The 24,504-nt window shown below is 62.2% G+C and carries 21 protein-coding genes; 15 read left to right on the top strand and 6 right to left on the bottom strand.

Translation table 11 applies throughout. The features are described 5' to 3' along the window. Position 1 precedes the first annotated feature (1 nt). A complete protein-coding gene (locus ACO07W_RS01740; protein WP_421845759.1) occupies positions 2 to 1,546 on the bottom strand; it encodes an MFS transporter in 1,545 nt (514 codons plus the stop codon). 2 nt (positions 1,547 to 1,548) lie between these two features. Next, positions 1,549 to 2,262, bottom strand: a complete 714-nt coding sequence (locus ACO07W_RS01735) for an LppX_LprAFG lipoprotein (RefSeq protein WP_421840259.1) — start codon at positions 2,260 to 2,262, stop codon at positions 1,549 to 1,551. Positions 2,263 to 2,337: 75 nt separating this feature from the next. Here ACO07W_RS01735 and ACO07W_RS01730 point away from each other — a divergent pair, with 75 nt between their 5' ends. From ACO07W_RS01730 to ACO07W_RS01680, 11 genes are all read left to right on the top strand, one after another. Next, positions 2,338 to 2,967 carry a riboflavin synthase gene (locus tag ACO07W_RS01730; RefSeq protein ID WP_421840258.1) on the top strand — a complete coding sequence of 210 codons (630 nt, stop codon included), beginning with the start codon at positions 2,338 to 2,340 and terminating at the stop codon, positions 2,965 to 2,967. A 365-nt stretch (positions 2,968 to 3,332) separates the two neighbouring features. Beyond that, entirely contained in the window at positions 3,333 to 4,619 is a 1,287-nt protein-coding gene (locus ACO07W_RS01725) for a bifunctional 3,4-dihydroxy-2-butanone-4-phosphate synthase/GTP cyclohydrolase II (RefSeq protein ID WP_421840257.1), read from the top strand. Further along, positions 4,616 to 5,098 (top strand): 6,7-dimethyl-8-ribityllumazine synthase, encoded by a 483-nt coding sequence (gene ribH, locus ACO07W_RS01720; RefSeq protein WP_421840256.1) that lies wholly within the window; start codon positions 4,616 to 4,618, stop codon positions 5,096 to 5,098. The genes ACO07W_RS01725 and ribH overlap by 4 nt, the downstream gene beginning before the upstream one ends. Further along, a complete protein-coding gene (locus ACO07W_RS01715) occupies positions 5,095 to 5,574 on the top strand; it encodes a PH domain-containing protein (RefSeq protein ID WP_421840255.1) in 480 nt (159 codons plus the stop codon). Before ribH ends, ACO07W_RS01715 begins: the two co-directional genes overlap by 4 nt. Before the next feature lie 40 nt (positions 5,575 to 5,614). Further along, positions 5,615 to 6,424: a Coq4 family protein gene (locus tag ACO07W_RS01710; RefSeq protein WP_421840254.1), complete on the top strand. Its 810-nt coding sequence runs from the start codon at positions 5,615 to 5,617 to the stop codon at positions 6,422 to 6,424. After that, entirely contained in the window at positions 6,421 to 7,074 is a 654-nt protein-coding gene (locus ACO07W_RS01705; RefSeq protein ID WP_421840253.1) for a TetR/AcrR family transcriptional regulator, read from the top strand. The genes ACO07W_RS01710 and ACO07W_RS01705 overlap by 4 nt, the downstream gene beginning before the upstream one ends. Positions 7,075 to 7,181: 107 nt before the next feature. Beyond that, positions 7,182 to 9,137: an excinuclease ABC subunit UvrC gene (gene uvrC, locus ACO07W_RS01700; protein ID WP_421840252.1), complete on the top strand. Its 1,956-nt coding sequence runs from the start codon at positions 7,182 to 7,184 to the stop codon at positions 9,135 to 9,137. After that, positions 9,134 to 10,081 (top strand): RNase adapter RapZ, encoded by a 948-nt coding sequence (gene rapZ / locus ACO07W_RS01695; RefSeq protein WP_421840251.1) that lies wholly within the window; start codon positions 9,134 to 9,136, stop codon positions 10,079 to 10,081. The genes uvrC and rapZ overlap by 4 nt, the downstream gene beginning before the upstream one ends. Continuing rightward, positions 10,078 to 11,148, top strand: coding sequence for a uridine diphosphate-N-acetylglucosamine-binding protein YvcK (gene yvcK, locus ACO07W_RS01690; protein WP_421840250.1), 1,071 nt, complete (start codon positions 10,078 to 10,080; stop codon positions 11,146 to 11,148). The genes rapZ and yvcK overlap by 4 nt, the downstream gene beginning before the upstream one ends. Then, positions 11,145 to 12,122 (top strand): DNA-binding protein WhiA, encoded by a 978-nt coding sequence (gene whiA / locus ACO07W_RS01685; protein WP_421845758.1) that lies wholly within the window; start codon positions 11,145 to 11,147, stop codon positions 12,120 to 12,122. The genes yvcK and whiA overlap by 4 nt, the downstream gene beginning before the upstream one ends. Positions 12,123 to 12,269: 147 nt before the next feature. Then, complete coding sequence (locus ACO07W_RS01680; protein ID WP_421840249.1) at positions 12,270 to 13,655, top strand: WS/DGAT/MGAT family O-acyltransferase; 1,386 nt, start codon at positions 12,270 to 12,272, stop codon at positions 13,653 to 13,655. A gap of 6 nt (positions 13,656 to 13,661) precedes the next feature. Here ACO07W_RS01680 and ACO07W_RS01675 read toward each other — a convergent pair whose 3' ends face one another. Genes ACO07W_RS01675 through ACO07W_RS01665 form a run of 3 tightly spaced genes read right to left on the bottom strand, consistent with a single transcriptional unit; the run spans position 13,662 to position 17,356 of the window. Further along, positions 13,662 to 14,975 (bottom strand): alpha/beta hydrolase, encoded by a 1,314-nt coding sequence (locus ACO07W_RS01675; RefSeq protein WP_421840248.1) that lies wholly within the window; start codon positions 14,973 to 14,975, stop codon positions 13,662 to 13,664. Further along, on the bottom strand, positions 14,972 to 16,612 hold the full coding sequence (fadD12, locus tag ACO07W_RS01670) for an acyl-CoA ligase FadD12 (RefSeq protein WP_421840247.1): 1,641 nt from the start codon (positions 16,610 to 16,612) through the stop codon (positions 14,972 to 14,974). The genes ACO07W_RS01675 and fadD12 overlap by 4 nt, the downstream gene beginning before the upstream one ends. Before the next feature lie 3 nt (positions 16,613 to 16,615). Further along, a complete protein-coding gene (locus ACO07W_RS01665; RefSeq protein WP_421845757.1) occupies positions 16,616 to 17,356 on the bottom strand; it encodes a lysophospholipid acyltransferase family protein in 741 nt (246 codons plus the stop codon). Positions 17,357 to 17,623: 267 nt separating this feature from the next. Here ACO07W_RS01665 and ACO07W_RS01660 point away from each other — a divergent pair, with 267 nt between their 5' ends. Together ACO07W_RS01660 and ACO07W_RS01655 are read left to right on the top strand one after the other, a co-directional pair. Next, the gene (locus tag ACO07W_RS01660; RefSeq protein WP_421840246.1) at positions 17,624 to 18,889 is read left to right on the top strand and encodes a PucR family transcriptional regulator; all 1,266 of its coding nucleotides are present in this window, start codon (positions 17,624 to 17,626) and stop codon (positions 18,887 to 18,889) included. 843 nt (positions 18,890 to 19,732) lie between these two features. Continuing rightward, positions 19,733 to 21,115 (top strand): NAD(P)-binding protein, encoded by a 1,383-nt coding sequence (locus ACO07W_RS01655; protein ID WP_421840245.1) that lies wholly within the window; start codon positions 19,733 to 19,735, stop codon positions 21,113 to 21,115. 79 nt (positions 21,116 to 21,194) lie between these two features. Here ACO07W_RS01655 and ACO07W_RS01650 read toward each other — a convergent pair whose 3' ends face one another. Next, complete coding sequence (locus tag ACO07W_RS01650) at positions 21,195 to 21,695, bottom strand: YkgB family protein (RefSeq protein ID WP_421845756.1); 501 nt, start codon at positions 21,693 to 21,695, stop codon at positions 21,195 to 21,197. Positions 21,696 to 22,249: 554 nt separating this feature from the next. Here ACO07W_RS01650 and ACO07W_RS01645 point away from each other — a divergent pair. Together ACO07W_RS01645 and ACO07W_RS01640 are read left to right on the top strand one after the other, a co-directional pair. Beyond that, positions 22,250 to 23,383 carry a PPE family protein gene (locus ACO07W_RS01645; RefSeq protein ID WP_421845755.1) on the top strand — a complete coding sequence of 378 codons (1,134 nt, stop codon included), beginning with the start codon at positions 22,250 to 22,252 and terminating at the stop codon, positions 23,381 to 23,383. Between the two features lie 119 nt (positions 23,384 to 23,502). After that, positions 23,503 to 24,357, top strand: a complete 855-nt coding sequence (locus ACO07W_RS01640; protein WP_421840244.1) for a sulfite exporter TauE/SafE family protein — start codon at positions 23,503 to 23,505, stop codon at positions 24,355 to 24,357. Positions 24,358 to 24,504: the final 147 nt, after the last annotated feature.

Raw genomic sequence — 24,504 nt, 5'->3', positions numbered from 1 at the left:
CTTAGGACTGATGCGCGACGGCTGGTTCGGAAACTTCCGGTTCTTCGGCATGCTCCTTGCGACCACTGATCAGAAAACCCAGCGCAGCGCCGACCACACAGACAATCGCGGTGATGGTGAAGATCTCGCCGTACATCAGTGCGAATGCCTTCTGGTACTGGGCACCAATCGCGGCGGCGCGTTCAAGCAGGGTGGCATTTGGCGATACTGACGCTGATAGCCCGGCCAGAATCTGGTTGAACCGGTACAGGCCCCAAGCGCTCAATGCGGCCACGCCGATCAACATTCCCGTCATTCGGGCCACCACCACGGCCGCTGAGGCGATGCCGTGTTGGGCAGACGGGACAACCCGAAGGGTAGCCGACGACAACGGCCCGATCACCAGGCCAAGGCCCAGACCGGCGACCAGCAGGTCAGCGTGCATAGCTGGAACGGTGAACAATCCGAGAATGTTGTGCCGATCGTTTAATAGGTCGACCGGCCAGTGCGAAATCAACCAATAACCGCTGCCAGCGATGAGCAGTCCGAACACGGTCACCGCGCGGTCGCCCGCTCGGGTGGCAATCCATCCGCCCGACAGGGCACCGACCGGCAATGCGATCAGGAACCAAAGCAGCATACCCGCGGCTTGGGTTTGGTCCATCTGCAGCACGCCCTGGCCGAACAGCTCCACATTCACCAGCGTCACCATCAACGCCGCGCCCGCGGCTACCGAAGCCCCTAGTGCTGCGAGGAACGGCCGGAAGTGCACCCCGGTGGGTTCGATCAATCGAGTTCTCGAAAAGCGCTCCCAAGCCACAAATGCCACCGCCGCGATTACCGCCCCGAACAGCATCGGTAACCCGTAGCTGGGCAGCACCTGTTTGCCATCCGGGTTGGGGTTGTAGAGACCGATCACGGCGAAGCCCAAAGCGATCGCTAGCAGTGTGCCGCCTACCAGGTCGATCTTCTCGGGATCGGCCTTGCGGTCGTGCGATGGCAGGCTGAACTGGATCATCGCCATCGCGATCAGGGTGAGCGGGACGTTGATCCAAAACACGTACTGCCACTGGTGGAACAGCCAGACGATGAAGATCCCATACAGGGGACCGAGCACACTGCCGAGTTCCTGGGCGGCGCCGATACCGCCGAGCACGCCGGCGCGATTTCGTTGCGCCCACAAATCAGCGCCCAGCGCCAACGTGACCGGCAATAGCGCACCGCTGGCCACACCTTGAATAGTGCGGCCAGCGATCAGCATATGAAAATCGCCAAAGTCGCCGGCTAGGGCGGTGACCACTGAGCCGACAATGAACGTGGCCAGGCTGACCTGAAGCAGCAGCTTGCGGCCGAACCGGTCGGAAGCCCGACCCAGCAGCGGCATCGCCGCGATGTAGCCCAGCAGGTACATCGTCACGATCCAGGTGATCCGATGCAGCTGGTTTATCGGGATGCCGACGTCATTCATGATGTCGCGCATGATGGTGACCACGACGTAGGTGTCGAGGGCGCCCAGCAGTACCGCGAGGCTGCCCGCGCTGATCGCGACTCGGCGTCCGGCCCGCATCATCAGCTCACCGGGGGCTTCGTGACTTGCACCTGCTCGCCCCATTTAGACAAGGTCATTTGGATGGAATTACCCGAACCACGATCTAGCTTGGCTTGCGCTAGCTGGTGATCGCCGGTCTCTTGGATCCAGACGGTGGACGGTACCGGCTCGGTCGCGTTGAACGGTGACGCAATCGCATTTACCGCCGCGGCCGATACCTTTCCGCTGATGCGGATGGTGCTCTGCCCGTCAATAGTTTCACGCCCTTCGGCTTTGTCGTCGGAGAAGTTGGCCAGAACATTGGCTAGGCCGGTGTCCGGGTTGAGAACCTGTGACGGGTCATAGATAGCGTTTGCAGGGCCGAAATTGCTCCACTTATTCGGGGTGAGGGTGGCATACAGCGAGCCTTCGAAGACCACGAAGTCGGCATCGACCTGAGCCCCGCCGAGGCTGAGCTTGACGTTTCCGGTCGCGGCGGTCTCGGGGGTGGTGGTGAGGTCCCCGGTCAGAGTTTCCAGAGAGAGCCCCGGAATCTCGCCGTTCACCGTCAACACCATGTGCGCACTCGTAAGTTTCTTGGTGTTGTCGGTGGCTTGTTTTATCAAATTCGTTGCATCGGGTAGGGGTTCGTTACTCTGCTTCGAGTCCGACGAGCAGCCGGCCACCAGGGCCGTAGCGGTGCTCAGTGCGGTGAAGAGGCCGAATAGCCGGCGGCGGGTCTGCATACTGTGCATCGTAGAGGGTGTCGGTGATGAGGCAGGTGAACATGTCGGGTGCGGGTCGCCAGGAATGCTCACTAACCTGGTGCCATGTTCACCGGAATTGTCGAAGAACTCGGCGAAGTAACCGCCAGGGATCCCCTCGCCGATGCAGCCCGCCTGATCATTCGTGGTCGCACCGTCACCGGCGACGCTGGCCATGGTGATTCGATTGCGGTGAATGGCGTGTGTCTGACGGTGGTTGAAGTGCTATCCGATGGACGATTCAGTGCCGACGTGATGGCTGAGACGCTGAACCGTTCCAACCTCGGCCAACTACAGCCGGGCAGCCGGGTGAACCTAGAGCGCGCCGCGGCAATCAACAGCCGACTCGGAGGACACATCGTTCAGGGCCACGTCGATGGGACTGGGGAAATAATCTCCCGAACACCGTCGGAGCATTGGGACGTAGTGCGGATCGAGGTGCCCGCGACGGTCGCTCGCTACATTGTGGAGAAGGGATCAATCACCGTCGACGGGATTTCCCTTACCGTTTCTGGGCTGGGCGCTGAACCGCGCGACTGGTTCGAGGTCTCGCTGATTCCCACGACACTGGAACTGACCACCTTGGGTCGTGTTCCGGTGGGCACAAAGGTGAACCTCGAAGTCGACGTTATCGCCAAGTATGTTGAGCGGTTGCTTGCCCGGGATGGCTCTTCTACCAGCGGGTTGACCGAGTAGCAGGCCGAGTGCTGGGTGTGTTCCGCGGGTGGCCGGGGGTGCCGCCGTCGAGTGGCGGGCAGCGTCTGGGAATGAGGTTGACCGCGAAACCGCGTTTGCGAATAGCGCGTATTCCTAAGGCGTGACGGTGTGGTTGGGGGTGCAGTTTGGCCTCTCGGTGAACCTCGCACCCTGCGCTCAGCGATTTGCCGAACGCCGGCAAAAGGCTGTCCGGTCGATGGTGCATTCATCGCTTGGCGATGCCCGCCGTGTGGTGCACCTGGTCCAAGTGCGATGGCCTGGCAAGAGTGGTGGCAGGGTGGTTCATACTGAAGGAAACACGTGGGGCTTCTCATGTGGGCCGGTCGGACAGCAAGGTAGCCAGGATGACGAGGTTGGACTCGGTTGAGCGGGCGGTTGCCGACATCGCTTCGGGCAAGGCTGTGGTCGTTATCGATGATGAGGATCGCGAGAACGAGGGCGATCTGATCTTCGCGGCCGAGAAGGCGACACCGGAGATGGTGGCTTTCATGGTTCGCTACACCTCGGGATACCTCTGCGTGCCATTGGACGGCGCCATATGTGATCGGTTGGGCCTGTTGCCGATGTACGCGGTGAACCAAGACAAACACGGCACCGCGTACACCGTTACCGTCGATGCAAAAAATGGTGTTGGTACTGGCATTTCGGCTTCAGACCGAGCGACGACGATGCGGTTGCTGGCTGATCCAGTCAGCAAAACCGACGATTTCACCCGTCCCGGTCACGTTGTTCCGTTGCGAGCCAAAGATGGTGGGGTGTTGCGCCGGCCAGGGCACACCGAGGCCGCGGTCGACCTTGCCCGGATGGCGGGCCTGCAGCCCGCGGGCGCGATTTGCGAGATCGTCAGCCAGAAAGACGAAGGCTCGATGGCCCAGACCGACGAACTGCGGATCTTCGCAGATGAACATGGTCTTGCGATGATCACCATCGCCGACTTGATTGAATGGCGGCGCAAGCACGAAAAGCACATCGAGCTTATTGCCGAGGCCCGGATCCCCACTCGGCATGGGAATTTTCGCGCCATCGGCTACTCCAGCATCTATGAGGACGTCGAGCATGTAGCGCTGGTCCGCGGCGAGATCGCCGGGCCGAACGGCTGCGGTGACGATGTGCTGGTTCGGGTGCACTCCGAGTGCTTGACCGGTGACGTGTTCGGCTCGCGCCGCTGCGATTGCGGGCCGCAGCTCGACGCCGCGATGGCGATGGTCGCTCGGGAAGGGCGTGGTGTCGTGCTTTATATGCGCGGCCATGAGGGTCGTGGCATCGGTCTCATGCACAAACTGCAGGCATATCAACTTCAGGACTCCGGTGCTGACACCGTCGATGCCAACCTCAAGCTCGGATTGCCGGCCGACGCAAGGGACTATGGGATCGGTGCGCAGATCCTCGTCGACCTCGGGGTCCGGTCGATGCGTCTGCTAACCAACAACCCGGCCAAGCGCGTGGGACTGGATGGGTACGGTTTGCACATCATCGAGCGGGTTGCGCTGCCGGTTCGAGCCAACGCGGAGAATATCCGCTACCTAATGACTAAACGCGACAAGATGGGGCACGACCTGACCGGGCTGGATGATTTCAACGATTTATCGGAATCTATGCACTTGCCAGGTGAATTCGGTGGTGCACTATGAGTGGTGGTGCCGCGGTTCCGGACATGCCGCAGCTTGACGCGGCTGGTCTGCGGTTGGCTATCGTTGCCAGCACTTGGCACAACGAGATCTGTGACGCGCTGCTAGTGGGCGCCGAGAAGATCGCCGCCGATTCGGGTATCGACAACCCGACAGTGGTGCGGGTTCTTGGTGCGATCGAGATCCCGGTGGTGGCTCAGGAGCTAGCGCGCAACCACGATGCTGTCGTCGCGCTGGGTGTGGTTATCCGTGGTGCGACACCACATTTCGACTATGTCTGTGACGCCGTAACCCAGGGACTGACTCGCGTCTCACTGGACGCCTCGACGCCAGTCGGCAACGGCGTGCTGACAACCAACACCCTGGAGCAGGCGCTGGATCGCGCTGGACTGCCGACGTCCGCCGAGGACAAGGGAGCCCAGGCGACTGCAGCAGCGCTGACCACAGCGTTGACGTTGCGTGAATTGCGTGCTCGGCCGTGACCGCGAAACCTGGGCCGGACGATTGGGACGTCGTAGTGCGTCCGCATCTGACACCGTTATTTGTTTACGCTGCAGCTTTTTTGATTGCAGCAGCCCACATCGTGGTAGGTCTGCTGCTTAAGGTCCGTTCCAGTGGGGTGGTCTTTCAGACTGCCGACCAGGTGGCGATGGGCGCCCTCGGGCTAATCGTTGCCGGCGTTGTGCTGTTGTTTGCGCGGCCGCGGCTGCGGGTGAGTTCCGCCGGGCTTTCAGTGCGTAATCTGCTGGGGGACAGGCTGATCCCGTGGTCCGATGTGGTCGGTGTGTCCTTTCCCGGCGGGAGCCGCTGGGCGCGGATCGATCTGCCTGGAGACGAGTACATCCCGCTCATGGCGATCCAGGCCGTTGACAAGGACCGCGCTGTTGCCGCAATGGACGCTGTGCGCTCGCTGCTGGCCCGCTATCAGGTGACGGGCGAGACCAGAAATGAAATATGAATTGATTGACGTATCAATATTTCATTTCTAGGATGGTCCCATGCGGACCCGACCCGGTCCCCAATCCGCTCCGCGCCTGCGCCGTAGCTGGCGTCGGGCGATGATGTGCCTGCCAGCCACGATCTCCCCGTATCGGCGCCCCGCCCAACTCATGGAGTTCTTTCTCGCCGTCGGTGGCCCATCGCTGCAGGTTCACCTGGACGGGATGCTCAAGGACCCGCGTGGCCAGCGTCTCTTGGTCGAGCGGCCCGACCTGTTAGCCACGCTGAGCGACCGCCACGCTCTGGCCGATACACCGGAAGGCAGCTTCGGGCGCGCCTATCTGGATTTCACCGCTCAGTACCGCTTTGACGCTCGGGTCTTCGAAGCACTGCATGACACCGAGGCGATGGGCAAGAGGCTCGGGTGGGACGATGAGGTCACCTACCTTGTCAAGCGTGGGTTGCAGTTGCACGACCTGTGGCACGTGCTCGGCGGCTACGGGCCGGATTATGCGGGGGAGGGGGGGAACATTGCGTTCACCTATGGGCAGCTCCCGTCGTTGGCGGTGGGTATGGGTTATCGGATGTTACGGAGCTTCAGCGGCGGCACGCCACGCGACCGATGGCGAGCATTCTTGGCTGAGGCGGTCCGTCGGGGCCGCAGCGCTGACAACCTGATGGCGCTGCCTTACGAGGAGTTGCTCGCCCGCCCCCTGGCGGAGGTGCGCCGAGAGACGGGAGTTGGCTCGCCCGCTGAGGCACATCCGGACGGTATCCCTTATTCAGACTATGTGTACGGGATTCCGGGGCCGCGCCCAAAATGCGGAACGAACGACTTCCAAGAAAAGGTTGCTAGGGCGGCGCGGTGACGCCGGCCCGCCTAGGACGTCCTAAAGGTGGCGGCCTGCGTCCCGAGCAAAATGCCGAGCGCCTGGTCAGTGCCGCAGAGCGAACGTTTCTTCGGCTCGGGTTCGACCGCACCACAATCGACGATATCGTTGCCGAGGCCAACGTCTCTAGGTCTACTTTCTACCGGCACTTCGTCTCCCGCGATGCGATATTGCTCGAGGTGATTGGCCGCTCTACCGACCGTTATCTAGCCTTGCTGGCTACGCAGGCCGAGCAGCATTCAACAGTGCAGTCGTTCATCGTAGAGGCGATGGTCAGTGTGGTCACCCTGGTACGCGGCGATCCCGCTCTGGCCGCGATGTTCAACGACAGCGGCAGGGGCGCCGTCGGTCGGCTCGTCGGCACCTCGGAGGGGATCAAGGCCAGGGCGCGCACCTTTGCGCGGCGCATTCTGGAGCAGGCCGGGCCGGACCGCTCTTACCAGCTACGACCGGGCATCGACATCGACGGTGCGGTCGACCACCTGGTGCTGGTGGGCCTTGGCCTCATCCAGGGCTTCGGGAACAGGAGCGATGACGTCGATGCACTTCGTGACTACCTAGCTGAATTCGTCGTACCGCCCCTGGTTATGCCGTCCGTAGGCGATGAGCCGGCCGGCGACCGACACTAGATGCCCTTGTCGGGCTCGCCCGCCTGCCGCTGCGCGATCGGGGGCGTCCGAACTTCATCCCGCGGCGCGCTCGTTGGTTTCGGGTAGCCGGGACTAGCCTGAGCTACGTGCCTGATCCAGCGACATACCGTCCCGCTCCCGGGTCGATCCCGGTAGAGCCGGGGGTATACCAGTTCCTGGACCCCCACGGGCGCGTCATCTACGTGGGCAAGGCCAAGAGCCTGCGCAGCCGCTTGACGTCGTACTTTGCCGATGTCGCGAGTCTGCACCCGCGGACGCGCCAGATGGTCAACAGCGCGGCCAAGGTCAAGTGGACTGTGGTCAACACCGAAGTAGAAGCACTGCAGCTCGAATACAACTGGATTAAGGAGTTCGATCCGCGTTTCAACGTCCGCTACCGCGACGACAAGTCGTATCCAGTGCTGGCCGTTACGCTCAACGAAGAGTTTCCCCGGTTGATGGTCTACCGTGGCCCACGGCGCAAGGGTGTGCGCTATTTCGGTCCTTACTCGCACGCGTGGGCGATTCGGGAGACGCTGGACCTGCTCACGCGGGTGTTTCCGGCGAGGACCTGCTCAACTGGAGTGTTCAAGCGGCACAAGCAGATCGACCGGCCATGTCTGCTTGGTTACATCGACAAATGTTCGGCGCCGTGCGTTGGCCGGGTCAGCGCCGGGCAACATCGCCAAATCGTGGGAGACTTCTGCGACTTCCTATCCGGCAAGACTGACCGGTTTGCCCGCGACTTGGAAAAACAGATGCACCAAGCGTCCGAGCACCTCAATTTCGAGCGGGCTGCCCGGCTTCGCGACGATTTGTCTGCGCTCAGGCGGGCGATGGAAAAGCAGGCCGTGGTGCTTGGTGACGGCACCGACGCCGACGTGGTCGCGTTTGCTGACGACGAACTTGAAGCAGCTGTGCAAGTATTCCACGTTCGCGGCGGCCGGGTTCGTGGCCAGCGCGGTTGGGTGGTAGACAAACCCGGCGAGCCCGGCGATTCGGGAGCGGAGCAGCTGGTTGAGCAGTTCCTGACACAGTTCTACGGCGACCAGGCGGAGCTCGGTCTAGCCGCGGATGAAACAGCCAACCCGGTTCCGAGGGAGGTGTTGGTTCCGTGTCTGCCGGCTAACACCGACGAGTTGGCCAGCTGGCTTTCCGGCCTGCGCGGCGCGCGCGTCGCTGTGCGGGTGCCGCGCCGCGGTGACAAGCGGGCGCTAGCCGACACTGTGCAGCGCAACGCAAAAGAGGCCCTTGCCCAACACAAGCTCAAACGGGCTGGCGACTTCAACGCCAGATCCGCTGCGCTGCAAAATATTCAGGATGCCCTTGGTTTGGCTGATGCGCCATTGCGGATCGAGTGCGTCGACATCAGCCATGTGCAGGGCACCGATGTCGTGGGATCTCTGGTGGTCTTTGAGGATGGTCTGCCACGCAAATCCGACTACCGCCACTTCGGGATCCGGGAAGCCGCCGGGGAGGGGCGTTCCGACGACGTGGCTTCCATCGCAGAGGTCACCCGGCGGCGGTTTCTGCGACACCTGACCGAGCAGAATGATCAGAAATCGGCTTCTTCGGAAGAAAAATCGCTGGAAAAGTTGCGGAGGTTCGCCTACCCACCGAATCTCTATGTAGTAGATGGCGGCGCGCCACAGGTCAATGCGGCCAGCGCGGTGCTCGACGAATTGGGTATTAGCGATGTGGCGGTGATCGGCCTGGCGAAGCGGCTCGAAGAAGTGTGGGTGCCCAGTGAGCCAGATCCGATCATCATGCCGCGCAACAGTGAGGGGCTTTATCTGCTGCAGCGAGTGCGCGACGAGGCGCACCGATTTGCCGTAACGTATCACCGCAGCAAGCGATCCAAGCGGATGACGGCGTCGGCCCTGGACTCGGTGCCGGGCCTGGGAGAGCATCGCCGCAAGGCGCTGGTAGCCCATTTCGGATCGGTAGCCCGCCTCAAGGAGGCCACAGTCGACCAGATCACCACTGTTCCGGGTATCGGCATGGCCACTGCCACGGCTGTAGTCGAGGCATTGCGGCCTGACCCGTCCAGGGGTTCCGGATGACAAAGCGCGCTGAGGAGAATGAGGAACGGCCCGGAGTCGCGCAGGCGAATAGCCGCTTGGGCGTTCCGCACGAATCCCGAGTCGGTATTGATGTCGTGCTGGTGACCGGGTTGTCCGGGGCCGGACGCGGCACAGCCGCCAAGGTGCTGGAGGACCTGGGTTGGTACGTGGCCGACAACCTGCCTCCCCAGCTGATTACCCGGATGGTGGATCTCGGGCTGGCAGCTGGATCACGGATCACCCAGCTAGCGGTAGTGATGGACGTGCGATCACGAGGGTTCACCGGCGACCTCGACTCGGTGCGCAATGAGCTGGCCACTCGCGACATCACCCCACGCGTGGTCTTCATGGAGGCCTCCGATGACATGTTGGTGCGGCGCTACGAACAGAATCGACGTAGCCATCCGCTGCAGGGCGAGCAGACCCTGGCCGAGGGCATTGCTGCTGAGCGCATTATGTTAGCTCCGGTTCGTGCTACCGCTGACCTGGTCATCGACACATCGACCCTGTCGGTGCGTGCTTTGCGGGAGAGCATCGAGAGTGCGTTCGGCGGCGATGACGGCGCGACCACGAGTGTCACCGTCGAATCCTTCGGTTTCAAGTACGGCCTGCCGTTGGACGCCGACATGGTCGTCGACGTCCGCTTCCTGCCGAATCCGCATTGGGTGGATGAGCTGCGTCCACATACCGGTCAGCATCCGGCGGTGCGTGACTACGTGCTGGCTCAGGCAGGGGCGGCCGAGTTCCTCGAGACCTACCATCGGTTGCTGTCCCTGGTTGTGGACGGCTATCGGCGAGAAGGGAAGCGCTACATGACGATCGCCGTCGGCTGCACCGGTGGTAAACATCGCAGCGTGGCGATCGCCGAAGCACTCATGGGAATTTTGCGATCTGATTTGCAGCTGTCGGTACGGGTGCTGCACCGGGATCTGGGCCGCGAATGAGCTGGCCGAACAGCGAAAGTATCGTAGCCCTGGGCGGTGGACACGGGCTCTATGCGACTCTTTCGGCCGCCCGTCGGCTCACGCCCTATGTCACTGCCGTGGTAACCGTCGCCGATGACGGCGGCTCATCGGGCCGGCTGCGCAGCGAACTAGACGTCGTACCACCCGGTGATTTGCGGATGGCTTTGGCCGCGTTGGCATCCGATAGCCCGCACGGACGGCTATGGGCTACTATCCTGCAGCACCGATTCGGCGGCAGTGGTGCCTTGACGGGACATCCGATCGGCAATTTGCTCCTTGCCGGGCTTAACGAAGTGCTGGCTGATCCGGTCGCGGCCCTAGACGAGCTTGGACGGATTCTCGGCGTTAAGGGCCGGGTTTTGCCGATGTGCCCGCTCGCATTGCAGATTGAGGCCGATGTGTCGGGCCTCGAGTCGGATCCGCGCATGTTCCGCTCGATCCGCGGTCAGGTCGCGATTGCAACCACCCCGGGCAAGGTGCGGCGGGTGAGGTTGTTGCCTGCCAACCCACCGGCCACCCGGCAGGCTGTCGACGCCATCATGGCCGCGGACTTGGTCGTCCTCGGGCCTGGCTCGTGGTTCACTAGCGTGATTCCGCATGTGCTGGTGCCGGGGTTAGCTGCCGCTTTGCAGGCCACCACGGCTCGGCGGGCACTGGTGCTCAACTTGGTGGCCGAGCCGGGAGAGACGGCTGGCTTCTCAGTGGAGCGTCATCTGCACGTGCTGGCTCAGCACGCGCCCGAGTTCGGCGTCGATGACATCATTATCGACGCCGAGCGAGTGCCCAGCGACCGCGAGCGCGAGCAACTACGGCGCACCGCCACGCTGCTGCAGGCGGAGGTCCACTTCGCCGACGTAGCTCGACCTGGTACACCTTTACATGACCCGGGCAAATTGGCAGCCGTCCTGGAGGCGGTGCGGGTGCGTAACGACGACCCGGGTGGGCCTCCGGTGACGGCCACCGATGAGATACCCATCGATGGTGGACAGCAGCGGATCGGTGGACTGGGTGGCAACAAACCAAGGGGTGACGACGCGTGGCGATGACAACCGAAGTCAAAGACGAGCTAAGCCGTCTGGTGGTCAAATCGGTCAGTGCGCGCCGAGCTGAGGTCACCTCCCTGCTGAGGTTCGCCGGCGGGTTGCACATCGTCGGGGGGCGCGTGCTCGTCGAAGCCGAGGTGGACTTGGGCAGTATCGCTCGGCGGCTGCGCAAGGACATTTTTGATCTGTACGGCTACACCGCGGTAGTACATGTCTTATCGGCCAGTGGAATTCGAAAGAACACCCGTTATGTGCTGCGTGTCACCAACGACGGCGAAGCCCTGGCCAGGCAGACTGGGCTACTGGACATGCGTGGGCGTCCGGTGCGTGGTTTGCCGGCCCAAGTTGTGGGCGGCAACATCGGCGACGCCGAAGCCGCATGGCGAGGAGCCTTCCTGGCACACGGGTCGTTGACCGAACCGGGCCGCTCATCGGCGTTGGAGATCAATTGCCCCGGGCCTGAGGCTGCGCTGGCGTTGGTGGGCGGCGCCCGCCGGCTGGGTGTAAGCGCGAAGGCCCGCGAGGTGCGGGGGGCCGATCGCGTGGTCGTGCGAGACGGTGAGGCCATCGGTGTATTGCTCACCCGAATGGGTGCGAAGGAAACGCGGGTGGTTTGGGAGGAGCGCAGGATGCGTCGCGAGGTGCGCGCGACTGCCAACCGGCTTGCTAACTTCGACGACGCGAATCTGCGCCGCTCGGCGCGGGCCGCGGTTGCGGCCGCCGCCCGGGTAGAGCGTGCACTGGAGATACTCGGCGACACGGTACCAGACCATTTGGCCTCGGCCGGGACGCTGCGTGTGGCCCACCGACAGGCGTCCTTGGAGGAGCTGGGCCGACTTGCCGATCCTCCGATGACGAAAGACGCTGTGGCTGGACGCATTAGGCGATTGCTCTCGATGGCCGACCGCAAGGCGAAAGTGGAAGGAATTCCGGACACGGAATCGGCGGTGACACCTGACTTGCTTGAGGATGCCTAGTCCGCTGATCCGAAAGTGGGCCGGGTACTCGCGGTCATTTCCATCCGATTATGCGTTGGGCAGTGTCACCTGGCCTGGAGCAAGAGTGGCCTGTGAGATTTGCGTGATTACTGGCCCCGGCGGGTCAGCGAGGGCTAAGGTCGCGGGATGAAGCGGCTTTCAAGTGTCGATGCGGCGTTTTGGTCTGCGGAAACAGCGGGTTGGCATATGCATGTCGGCGCGCTGGCGGTCTGCGATCCCAGTGACGCGCCAGACTACAGCTTTCAGCGACTGCGCGATCTGCTGATCGAGCGACTGCCGGAGATCCCGCAGTTGCGCTGGCGGGTGACGGGTGCTCCGCTTGGGCTGGACCGGCCTTGGTTTGTTGAGGACGAGGATCTCGATGTCGACTTCCACGTCCGGCGTATTGGTGTGCCCGCTCCGGGCGGACGGCGCGAGCTGGAAGAGCTGGTCGGCCGACTGATGTCCTACAAGCTCGATCGTTCCCGACCGCTATGGGAACTGTGGGTCATCGAGGGTGTCGAAGGTGGCCGTATCGCGACGCTGACGAAGATGCACCACGCCATTGTCGACGGGGTTTCTGGTGCTGGGCTCGGTGAAATCCTTTTGGACGTCGAGCCCGAGCCCCGGCCGCCGCAGAAAGAAACGGTTGGATTTGTGGGATTCCAGATCCCTCGACTGGAACGTCGTGCGATCGGTGCCCTCATCAACGTCGGAGTCATGACACCATTCCGGATCGCTCGGTTGGTAGAGCAGACCGTGCGCCAGCAGATCGCTGCTTTGGGCGTTGCTGGCAAGCGGGCTCGCTACTTCGAAGCTCCCAAGACCCGATTCAATGCGACTGTCTCTCCGCACCGGAGGGTTACCGGATGCCGCGTCGAATTGGCTCGTGTGAAGGCGGTCAAGGACGCGTTCGCTGTCAAGCTCAACGACGTTGTGCTTGCGCTGGTGGCCGGTGCGGCCCGCGAATATTTGCAGAAACGAGACGAGTTGCCGGCCAAGTCATTGGTCGCCCAGATTCCGGTTTCTACCCGCACCGATGAGACGGCGGACGAGGTGGGCAATCAGATCAGCTCGATGACGGGGTCTTTGGCAACCGACGTGGAGGATCCAGTCGAACGACTCAGAGCGATTCACGAGAGCACGCAGAGCGCCAAAGAAATGGCCAAGGCTCTCTCAGCGCACCAGATCATGGGGCTCACCGAGACCACACCACCGGGGCTGCTTCACCTGGCTGCCCGCGCTTACACGGCTACCGGGTTATCGCACAACTTGGCCCCCATCAACCTGGTCGTGTCGAACGTCCCAGGACCGCCCTTTCCCTTGTACATGGCGGGCGCGCGGCTGGATTCGCTGGTGCCGCTCGGGCCGCCGGTCATGGACGTGGCGCTGAACGTTACCTGCTTCTCCTACCGGGATTTCTTGGATTTCGGCTTTGTGACCACGCCTGAAGTTGCCAACGATATCGACGAGATGGCTGATGCGATCGAGCCGGCGCTGATTGAGCTGGAGCGTGCCGCGGATTTGCGTTAGGTGCAGCTAGCTTTCGGCGGGTGGGTTCTGCACGTACACCCAGGACAGAAAGCGGGCCACGGCATCGGCCGTTTGATGTGCCCTAGGTGACCCGAATACATCGAACGCGTGTTGGGCATGTGGCAGGCTGGCGTAGGCGACTGGGGCCTTCGACACCGCCCGCAATTCGTCGACGAACTCCTGGGCTTCGGCGACCGGGATCAGGGAGTCGTCTTGGCCGTGTATGACAAAGAACGGGGGCGCGTCGGCGTGAGTATGGCGAATTGGCGATGCGTCAAGGTAGACGTCCCGGTGTGTGCTGAACTTCTGCTTGATCACGAATCTTTCCAGTAACTCGACGAATTCGCGACGCCCCTCCCGGTCGGTGGAGAACAAGTCGTAGCGTCCGTATATCGGGACCACTGCGGCCACCGAGGTGTCGGCCTCTTCGAAGCCCGGTTGAAATTCGGGTTCGTTTGGCGTTAGCCCTGCCAGGGCAGATAGGTGGCCGCCGGCAGACCCGCCGGTGATCGCGACGAAGTTCGGGTCTCCGCCGTAGGCCGAAATGTTTTCTTTGACCCACGCCAATGCTCGCTTGACGTCGACGATGTGTGCGGGCCACGAATGCATCGGTGAGACACGGTAGTTCAGGGACACACATATCCAGCCGCGAGAAGCCAGGTGACTCATCAGGGGATAGGCCTGTGGACGGCGCCATCCGAGTGTCCAGGCGCCACCCGGCACTTGCACCAGCACTGGAGCCTTGCCGTCTCGCGGCAGGTCGGGGCGTCGCCAGATGTCGGCCAGATTTGCGCGTCGGTGCGGGCCGTAAACGATGACGTGAGTTTTTTCGACGTAGCGGCGGCGCGCTACGGTCGTGCGTAGCGGTAGATTGCGGCTTGCGGTGGCGGTGGCGGTGGCGCGGATCGGTGTCGCCGTCGAGTCGATCAGGTCTTTGTCGAAGTCGGGTCCGAGTTGGTCGCATAGCCCTGCTTCCAGCACCGGGCCCGCCGTGGTGACGACGCGCCGGCGGATGACCGCCAGGATCACCCAGGTGGCTGCAGTCAGGGTCAGCGCTACCTTTCCTCTGGGGCTGGAGAAGTCGCCGCGTCGACCGCGGCGCACCGCGTCGAGCACCGAGGCAGTCAAATAGACGCCCGGCACCTCTGAGGTAGGCCAGCCGAACCAGAACACCCACACCGCGTTGTAGCCCTTGCGGGTCAGAGGGCGTAATCCGTTGGCAGCGTTGATGAATTCAAGTGCCGCCCGGATCAGCGGTCGGGATTTGAACTTCCGTCGCCGCACCCGACCCAGCGTCTGTCGTGTTCGCGCTGCCCTCATCCGCCGCTGACCTGTGCTTGCAGCTCGGCGCGCGCGATCTTGCCGGTGCTGCCGCGGGGAAGCTCTTGGAGAACCGTCATCTCGCGGGGCACCTTGTAGTTGGCCAGGTTGTCACGGACGTGTTGCTTGAGGGTGTCAGGCGCGGTGTGCTCGTCGAGACGAGCGTCGGCTTCCAGCACCACAAAGGCCGCCAGCCGCTGTCCGTATTGCTCGTCGTCTACACCGATCACGGCAGCCTCTGCCACGTCGGGGTGTGCTGCCAGTGTTTTCTCGACTTCGATTGGGTAGACGTTCTCACCCCCGGAGACGATCATCTCGTCGTCGCGACCCACCACGAACAGCCGTCCGGCGTCGTCGAGGTAGCCTAGGTCGCCCGACGACATGTACCCAGCGTGGAAGTCTTTTGTGGTGCCCGACGTGTAGCCGTCGAACTGGGTGTTGTTGTGGACGTAGATGCTGCCGATTTCTCCGGTAGGCACCTCGTGGAAATCCTGGTCCAGGATCCGGATGTGGGTTCCTTCTGCGGGTCTGCCTGCTGTATCGGGCGCGGCGCGAAGATCCTGCGGGGTGGCGGTGGCAATCATGCCAGCCTCGGTGGCGTTGTAGTTGTTGTAGATCACATCGCCGAATTGGTCCATAAACGCGATGACGACGTCAGGCCGCATCCGGGAACCGGATGCGGCAGCGAACCGCAAGGACCGGCCGCTGTAGCGGTTACGGATGTTGGCTGGCAGATCCATGATGCGATCGAACATCACCGGCACCAATGCCAGACCAGTTGCCTGGTGGCGGTCGATGAGGTCGAGAGTGGCCTCCGGGTCGAACTTGCGCCGGGTGACCACCGTGCAGGCCAGAGACGCTGCCAGGACAAGTTGCGCAAAGCCCCAGGCGTGGAACATTGGCGCGGCTATCACGATCGCCTCCTCGGCCCGCCACGGTGTGCGGTCCAGAATGGCCTTGAGCTCACCGATCCCGCCACCAGAATGTTTGGCGCCTTTAGGAGTTCCGGTAGTTCCGGATGTCAGTAGGATCAGTCGGCCCTTGCGGCCAGTTCGCTCGGGCTGCTGCCCGGCGTGGGTGGCGATGAGTTGCTCGACGGTCAGGTCGTGCTGTTCGGCGGCCCACGCCACGATGCGGGTAGCGTCGGGTTTGTTCGCCAGCGCGCGGTCTACGGTCGCGCTGAACTCCTCGTCGTAGATGACGGTGTCGACGCGTTCGCGGGCTGCCACATCGGCGAGCGCGGGACCAGCGAAAGAGGTGTTGAGCAACAAGATATCGGCGCCGATCCTGTTGGCCGCTACCAGTGACTCAACGAAACCGCGATGGTTGCGGCACATGATCCCGATGACCCGCGCGGCCCCGGCCGGCTGCCCGGCGTCGAGAGCTTGCAGCGCGGCTGCCAACGCGTTGCAGCGTTGGTCGAGCTGCTGCCAAGTCAGCGTGCCTAACTCGTCAACCAGGCCTGGCCGATCGGGGCAGCGCTGCGCCGCGCTGGCGAAGCCGGAGGTGATGCCCATGCCTTCACGGCGCATGGCGGCGGCGATTTTAAGGTAGCGGTCCGGACGCATTGGCGCGATGACTCCGGCACGTTTCATCGTGCCGATCAGCCCGAGGGTTTGGTTGATACGAGTTGCCACCGCTCAACCCAGAATCGGGAACCGGCGTTTGGCGGCGAGGTCATCGAGGGCCTGCTGCATCACTGACCGAATGTGCTTGTCGACCTCGTCGACGTCAGGATTCTCGCCGAATTGCGCGGTGACGTCGATCGGTTCGAGCACGCGCGTCACAATCTTGGCGGGCAGCGGTAGGTTCGGCGGGATCGCGGCGCTCAGACCGAAAGGAAATCCGAAAGAGAGCGGCAGGATGTCACTGCGTAGCAGGCGCTTCAGCCCAAGGCGCTCGGCTAGCCAGGTGCCGCGAGACAGGTAGAGCTGGGTTTCCTGGCCACCGATGGATACCGCGGGCACGATTGGTACGCCAGCTTCGATCGCTGTGCTCACGTATCCTTTTCGGCCGTTGAAGTCGATGACGTTCTCGGAGAAGGTGGGTCGATACGCGTCGTAGTCGCCGCCAGGGAAGACGACGACCACGCCGCCCGATCGCAGGGCCTTGGCCGCGTTGTCACGGGTAGCCCTTATATAGCCGGTACGTCGGAAAAACGACCCGGTCACGCCCATAAAGAGAATGTCGTGGCTTAGCGTAAGGACCGGTCGGTCATACCCGAACTTGTCGTAGAAGTCGACGCTGAAGATCGGGACGTCCATTGGGAACATGCCGCCTGAGTGGTTTCCGACCACGAGAACTCCGCCGGGCGGGAAGTTATCGAGGCCATGCACCTCGGAGCGGAAGTATGTCTTCAGGACTGGGCGTATGGCGCCCATCACGCGCTGCGTTAGGCCAGGATCCCACTTGTCGATCTCGGGGTCGGCCTTGTCGGTGTCGCTCACGTCGCTCCTTTGAGGCTGCCTCGAGGCTCGTTTGTCGTCGCGCCCCCTCATCGTAGCGACTGTGGTTGGGATCGCTACGCCCGCGTTTATTCCAGACTGGCAACGCAGCCGAAAGCTGCACATTGTCGCCTCGGGGCGGGCACAGTGAGAGCCGACGGATGTCAGTCCGGGCGGGGGCCGCAGCTCAGAAGGGAAGTAGAAGTGGCCGAGGTCGGCGAAGCTATTTCGGTGATTACCCGGCAGATGCGGTTGATTCGCGATGACTTCATCGTCGAGTTGTTCAACGAGATGCGGACCGAGATTCAGGGCCTGAACTACGACGCTCGAATGATGGACCTGTGGAAGGCGAGCATGACCGAGGGTGTGGTGTCGGCCATTCACTACCTGGATCGAGATACACCGGCTGATGTTCTTGAAGCTCCGGCAGCTGCGCTGGCCTACGTGCGGGCAGCGGCGCGGCGAGATGTTCCGCTGGCGCCGCTGGTTCGGTCGCAACGACTCGGCCATGCCCGCTTCATGGAAGTAGCGATGCAGCAGGTGTCGGCAGTGGAGCCGGCCGCGCGCGTGCCGACGATCACCGAATTGGTAAATCGCTTGTCGGTCTTTATGGACTTGGTTGGTGATCAGGTAATTGTGGCCTACGAACGGGAACACGACCGTTGGCTAAGCCGACGCAGCGGCCTGCTACAGCATTGGGTCGGCGATGTGCTTGCCGGTGGCCCGGTTGATGTTCGGCGGGCTGAGAAGGTGCTGAGTTATGCGTTGGACGGCACCCATCTCGCGGTGGTGCTGTGGGTGGATACCGCACTAGCTACCCGCGATGCGGTGGCAATCTTCGATCAGGTGCGCTCGCTGTTAGCAACGGAGCTGGGTGCAGGGGAGCACTCGTTGATGGTCCCGACCGATGAGCGCGAGGCCCGGTTGTGGTTTTCAGTTGAGTCCGCGCGGACGCCCGATTTGTCCAGAGTTCGCGCGGAGTTCGACTCGGCGGGAATCCGAGCCCATCTCGCGTACGGACGGACAGGGGACGGGCTGAGCGGCTTCCGCAGTTCGCTCCAGCAGGCCGAACTGGTAAAGGAGGTGGCTCTTGCCGGCAACGGCGGCCCTGGTGTCCGCGTCGTCGGCTACGAGGATGTCGCGCCAGTGGTGCTGATGGCCACGGATGTGGATGAGCTGCGCCACTTCGTCGCTGAGGTACTGAACGAACTCGCTATTGACGACGAGCGCAATGAGTGGCTACGCGAGACCCTGCGGGAGTTTCTGGCCCGCAACCGTAGTTACGTGGCGGCAGCCGAAGCGATGATCCTTCATCGCAACACTATTCAGTACCGGGTGGCTCAGGCCATGGAGCTTTGCGGCCAGAGCTTCGATGACCCCGATTTCGTGTTCAAGGTGCAGACGGCGCTGGAGGTCTGCCGATGGATGGCGCCGGGAGTGCTCCACGCCAAACGGCATCGACGCAGGTAGTTGCGGCGCTCCTGGTTGTGCTGCGTGCACAACAGTGATCCTGGACTTCAGTGTGACCGCATATGGTGTTAGCCGGAATCGGCGCGTTAGTGTTTGCTGCATCAAAATCACGCCGAGCTCAGGGAGATGGAAATGAATCGGCTTGCCGCGATCGATCACCCACGGCGGCTATCCCTTCTGGTGTCTTTGGCGCGGTTTTCATGAGCTCTCGGAGGGCGCGGCTTGTGGTCGAGTAAGGCCGTAAGAATCTCCTGAGGCAGCACCGCGGGTCGGTCCGTGCGCGACGAGGGGTCGGGCGGACGGAGCTTTTGGTAGCCAAATCGCAGGATGACGAACCGCGCCCGACCGAGCAACAGCGTCGCCGGGTCCGTTAGAGGGGGGCGGACCCGGCCGGCGGTGTTCGGTACAACGCTTGCAGCTATCGAGCACCGCTCAGGCTGTGGTTGCCGCGCGAATTCGCGCTTGATTGCCTGTCGTTCAACATCGACATTCCTGGGCGTGTGGCCGGCCCGCAATGTCATGTGCCTCCTAGCTGTACGGTCAACGGTTGTCGGTATAGCGCGCAAATTCAATCGTCGCGCAACATAGCCAGAGATAGGCTCGCTTCGGTGTCGGTACCGGGTAGATCATTCAAAAATACTGACCGCAGCCGCTGCGAATGACTGTGCAGGCCAGCGGGATCGCTACGCTCATCAGCACCGAACAAGATGAATACTGCCGCACATCAAAACCATGAACCACATCCGTGAGTCGGGAGTCGGCCGCCGCTATAGGGGGCATCGATGTGGGCGGTGCGGGCCCCTTTCCGGAACCGTTCCTAGTCGACTTCTATAATCGCGAGCTGTGCCAGAGTGTAAACGGCTGAACGTGGACTACCTTGTAGTCGGCGCGGGGGCCGCGGGTATGGCTTTCGCGGACGCCCTGATCGATAACGCTGACGTCAACGTGGCAATCATCGACCGCCGTCACGGCGCGGGCGGTCACTGGCTCGATGCCTACCCGTTTGTGCAGCTACACCAAGCTTCGCCGTTTTACGGTGTTGCATCGATGTTGCTCGGAGACGGGCGAATCCAGAAAAGTGGGCCTGAAGCGGGTTGGTACGAAAGGGCTTTCAGTTCGGAAGTCTGCGCTTACTACGTCCGAGCTTTGGCGCGTCTGAATGACTCGGGCCAAGTGCGTTTCTATCCGAACTGCGAGTACCTTGGCGACGGGCGATTTGCTTCGTTGGTGTCCGGTGAGCTATATGAGATGTCCAACGGCGCCCGCATAGTCGATGCCAGCTATCTTTCTCCCGACATACCCCTACACACGCCCGCGCCGTTTGGGATATCCGACGGTGCGCGGGTTATCTCAGTCAACGAACTTGTTCGGCTACATGAAGCCCCTAGCCAGTTCGTGATTGCCGGTTCCGGAAAAACGGCGACTGACGCCTGCGTATGGCTGTTGGCCAACGGAGTCGATCCCGACAAGATCTGTTGGGTACGTCCGCGCGACCCGTGGATGCTCAATCGCGCCAAAGTGCAGCCTGACCCAGTCGTCTTCATCGGGATGCTCGCGGAAGCAATGGAATTGGCCGCCGCCGCGTCCACGGCCGATGATCTGTTTTTCCGTCTGGAAGAAGCCGGAATCATGTTGCGGATCGACCCCCGGGTGAACCCGACAATGGCCAAGACGCCCACTCTTGCCCAGTGGGAGCTCGACGAACTGCGCTCAATTGAGAATGTGGTGCGCCTTGGACATATCCAGTCGGTTGCGCCCGGGAGTGTCAGCCTCGCCACCGGTGAGGTGGCGATCGCGAAAGACGCGGTTGTGGTGCATTGCGCTGCATCAGGTTTGCAGTATCCACCGCTAGTTCCGGTGTGGGGTCGCGACGCGATCCGGCTTCAGTCGGTGCAGAATACTTTTACGTGTTTCGGCGCCGCACTCACCGGCTACGTCGAGGCGGTCTGTGACAGCGATGAAGAGAAAAACCGACTGTGTCCACCGTGTCCCTATCCGAACACGCCGACGGATTGGGCGAGAACACAGGTTCTTGCAAACGCGGCATCTGTGGCACTGTCGGCTCGGCCCGACATCAAAGAGTGGGCCGACCAAACCATACTCAACCCGGCTCGGATACCGCCCGAGCGGGCTACGGAAACCCGCTTACTCAACATCGTTAATCAGTTTCAGGCACATGTAGACGCGGGCATTGGTCGGTTGGCCGAGTTAAGCGGTGTAGCTTAGTAGCCCGCGTCCGATTGCACGGATGAGCCACTATCCTCGCTGGCGCAGCCGACGCGTTACGCCGGGTTGGCTGAGGCTATCAGCCCGCTTTCAGCCGACTGGCCGACCGCAGCGCATCGGCCAACGTCCACAGTGAAATACCTAACAGCGCCACGTCTTTCAGGAGGAACGTCCCAGTTGATGACAGAAGCGGGAAACCTCCGGCCGCGGCTTCGCTTACGCCCGGCGTGGTGAACAGAAAACTAATGGTTGCTAGGAAAAGTCCGACCGCGAACACGCTTCCCACGGCAGAAATTTTCGGAGCCAACGGCTTAACCGCTAGCAGTAGTGCGGTGAAAATCTCAAACACGCCCAGCATCGCCGACAGTGTAGAAACGGAAAAGATATCGTAGAGCCAACTCATTAGGGGACTGTTGGCGATCAGCGGCTGGATTGCCTGTGCCTCATAGTCGGCAAACTTCATCGCACCTATCCAGCTGATCACAACGACCAAGCCGTACCGGGAGCAGAGTGCAGCCGTTGTTTCGACTAGTCGGATGGCGCTATGCGTCGAAGTCTCGACGCGCTCAGATGCGGTCATAGCGGTCAATTATCGCACCTCAGGTGCTTCGCCGCGGACCGGCCCAGCCTGGTGGCAACGGTGATTATCGCTTGCTTGGCGTTTGCCTAACGTTGTTGCCAATCGTGTTGCGCTGAAGTCGTCTATACCGTCGAGCGCTTTCGTGCAGAACACCCGGCGATTGCAGCCGCGATCTGAAACACGTTGCCACCCTGTTCATCGTGACGGTGGTAACACTTCGCTTCGCATTTGTAACGCTTGGATTCCCTAGATGCCGGTCATTGTGCGTGGTTTGCAAAATCTATGTTCCCTGGGCGCTCACAATTGTGGACGCAGTGTTACATCTGGACACGTTGGGTGCTTTGATAGTGGACCTTCCGTATGGTCCAGTTGTCCGACAGGCTGGGGTCGTGATATCGATATATGTGAACGTCCCATGACGCTGGTGGTTTGGTTGCCCGGTATGTGAAATGGCGCCGGTCATGGAAGCTTTTGTCGTTACCACGAGAGCCAACGTCGACTCTTCGCGCATCCACGTGTTGTTAGCACGGTAAATGCAGAGGGTAGTGGAGTATATGGACTATGCGTTCTTGCCTCCGGAGATCAACTCTGCGCGAATGTACAGCGGTCCGGGGCCGGGTTCTTTTCTGACTGCTGCGGGAAACTGGGATTCGTTGGCTGCGGAGTTGGCTTCGGTGGCCGATAGCTATAGTTCGTCGATTTCGACGTTGGCCAGTATTTCGTGGCGTGGTCCGGCGGCGGCGGCGATGCTGGCGAAGTCGTTGCCTTTTGTGGATTGGTTGTATGCGACTGCCGCGCAGACTAAGCAGACCGCGGGCAAGGCCAGAGCTGCGGCGGCGGCCTTTGAGCGCGCGTACACGATGACGGTGCCTCCGGCGTTGGTCGTGGGCAATCGTGCGACGTTGAAAGCGTTGATCGCGTCGAATTTTTTTGGCCAGAACACCCCGGCGATCGCGGCCACCGAGACCGCCTATACCGAGATGTGGGCCCAAGATGCGGCTGCGATGTATGACTATGCCGGCGCCTCGGCGGTGGCCGCGGCGTTGACGCCGTTTGCCGAGCCTCCTGAGACGGCCAATGCTGGTGCCGAGGCTGGCCAGGCCGCCGCGGTTGAGTCGGGGGCAAGCGCGCAGGCCGCACAGTCGGCGACGGCGCAGCTGCTTGCCAAAGTTCCCGAAGCGCTGTCGGATTTCCAGTTGCCGAATTTCTCCTTTCAGGACGGGCACCTTCCCCAGGACCTTCTCGACATCATCGCCGCACTCGATTCGAGCAGTACGGTTTTGGGTACGCCGATCTCGGCTGCTACCGCGTTGGTGGGCACCATTCAGGGTTCTGCTCCGGCGGCCGCCGTTGATGCGGTGGGGTCGGGGATCGCTGCGGGGCTCGCTCCGGCGCTAGCGACAACGATTGAGACGCCGAGTGTGGGTGGGGTGGTGTTGGCTGGGTGGCAACAGGCGAATTCGATCGGTCAATTATCGGTGCCGCCGAGTTGGGCGGCGCCGGCTAGCGGTCCGGTTAATGCGTTGTCGGGCAGTGGCTTAACCACGCTTTCCGGTGGTGATCCGATCGAGGCAGGCACACCAGGAATACCCGGCATGCCCGCGGTGGCCACCCGAGGCGCCAACGGCGTCGTGCCCCGATACGGAACCCGACTCACCGTCATGTCGCGCCCACCGGCGGCCGGGTAACACCCCACCAACACCTCAACCCGCGCCACCCTCGTGGTGCCCCGGACTATCCTGCGAATACTCGCCGGGACGTCGTTGCCCCGTCACCGGTGATTCGTCGACGTCGACCGTCGAGGCTGATGCGTCCGCGTGTTCATTTGATGATCGACTCGTTGGTGAACGCGGTGACCACGGCGCCCTGGTCACCGTTGAGGTTTGGTCTCGCGCTGACGCTGGATCACAAGAAGCTTGTCCCGCTAAGGAGAAAGATGTTGCTCGTCTGGGGAGCTGTTTGTATCGGCGGGTCCGCTGTTGTGGGGGGCGCCACGGGCTTCGGTGCCTCCCTGATCGCGGCACCGTTCATGTTGCTCGCTGGCTACAACGTTCCACAAGTGGTTGTCATCTGTCTGGTGACCACCGGCGTCAGCCGATTTACCGCTGCGTTTCGTCTGCGAGACAAGATTGACTGGCGTCGGGTGATGTTGCTGGTGCTGGGCAGCGTCCCAGGGGCGTTCGCCGGTGCGCTAATGCTGCCGTTGCTACCTGAGCAACAACTCAAACGGGCAGTCGGGGTCGGTGTTGTCCTATGTGGCATCGGCATGGCGTCGGCTCGTCTGAGCCGACCGTACATACCCTCTGTCCCCACCCAAGTTTTCGCTGGTGCACTCAGCGGATTTTTGAGTACGACGACGTCGTTGAATGGTCCGCCGGTCGCTCTGTTGTTGACACGCGCGGCCGCGCGCCCGTTGTCGTTTATCGCCGATCTGGCGGTCTATTTCACGGTCACGAACGCGCTATCCCTGGTGATCTTGGCCGGCTGGGGCGAAGTGCCAACCGACGTCTTGTGGCCGACTCTTCCGGTGTTGGTGACCATTGCCGTTATCGGCAATGGTCTCGGGCATCGCATCGCGCAGCGTCTTCCAGCCCACACCTTTCGGACTGCCGTTCTCGGTCTGGTCATCCTCGTCGGAGCGCTCACCGCCGTGCTCGCGTGACGAAATAGCATCGACGCGGCGCAGGTCGGATTAGCGCCTGCAGGGCGACGTTACGTGCGGCCAAATGCTCGCTTGTGGAGCTGTTCTGGGAGAGGTTTTGATCTCTAGCGCTTGCAGCAATCGCGCACGCTACTGTCCTGCGAGAAT

Source organism: Mycobacterium sp. (assembly GCF_965230835.1).
Lineage (GTDB): Bacteria > Actinomycetota > Actinomycetes > Mycobacteriales > Mycobacteriaceae > Mycobacterium.
The sequence above is the reverse complement of the archived record's forward strand: the minus strand, read 5'-3'. Positions and strand labels throughout refer to the sequence as shown.

Coding starts and splice junctions, on each gene's coding strand:
- ACO07W_RS01730 (WP_421840258.1), top strand. CDS start 2,338: ATGTTCACCGGAATTGTCGAAGAACTCGGCGAAGTAACCGCCAGGGAT.
- ACO07W_RS01680 (WP_421840249.1), top strand. CDS start 12,270: ATGAAGCGGCTTTCAAGTGTCGATGCGGCGTTTTGGTCTGCGGAAACA.
- rapZ (WP_421840251.1), top strand. CDS start 9,134: ATGACAAAGCGCGCTGAGGAGAATGAGGAACGGCCCGGAGTCGCGCAG.
- ACO07W_RS01640 (WP_421840244.1), top strand. CDS start 23,503: ATGCGTCCGCGTGTTCATTTGATGATCGACTCGTTGGTGAACGCGGTG.
- ACO07W_RS01650 (WP_421845756.1), bottom strand. CDS start 21,695: ATGACCGCATCTGAGCGCGTCGAGACTTCGACGCATAGCGCCATCCGA.
- whiA (WP_421845758.1), top strand. CDS start 11,145: ATGACAACCGAAGTCAAAGACGAGCTAAGCCGTCTGGTGGTCAAATCG.
- ACO07W_RS01735 (WP_421840259.1), bottom strand. CDS start 2,262: ATGCACAGTATGCAGACCCGCCGCCGGCTATTCGGCCTCTTCACCGCA.
- ACO07W_RS01710 (WP_421840254.1), top strand. CDS start 5,615: ATGCGGACCCGACCCGGTCCCCAATCCGCTCCGCGCCTGCGCCGTAGC.
- ACO07W_RS01725 (WP_421840257.1), top strand. CDS start 3,333: ATGACGAGGTTGGACTCGGTTGAGCGGGCGGTTGCCGACATCGCTTCG.
- ACO07W_RS01740 (WP_421845759.1), bottom strand. CDS start 1,546: ATGCGGGCCGGACGCCGAGTCGCGATCAGCGCGGGCAGCCTCGCGGTA.
- yvcK (WP_421840250.1), top strand. CDS start 10,078: ATGAGCTGGCCGAACAGCGAAAGTATCGTAGCCCTGGGCGGTGGACAC.
- ACO07W_RS01645 (WP_421845755.1), top strand. CDS start 22,250: ATGGACTATGCGTTCTTGCCTCCGGAGATCAACTCTGCGCGAATGTAC.
- ACO07W_RS01665 (WP_421845757.1), bottom strand. CDS start 17,356: ATGGGCGCCATACGCCCAGTCCTGAAGACATACTTCCGCTCCGAGGTG.
- ACO07W_RS01675 (WP_421840248.1), bottom strand. CDS start 14,975: ATGAGGGCAGCGCGAACACGACAGACGCTGGGTCGGGTGCGGCGACGG.
- ribH (WP_421840256.1), top strand. CDS start 4,616: ATGAGTGGTGGTGCCGCGGTTCCGGACATGCCGCAGCTTGACGCGGCT.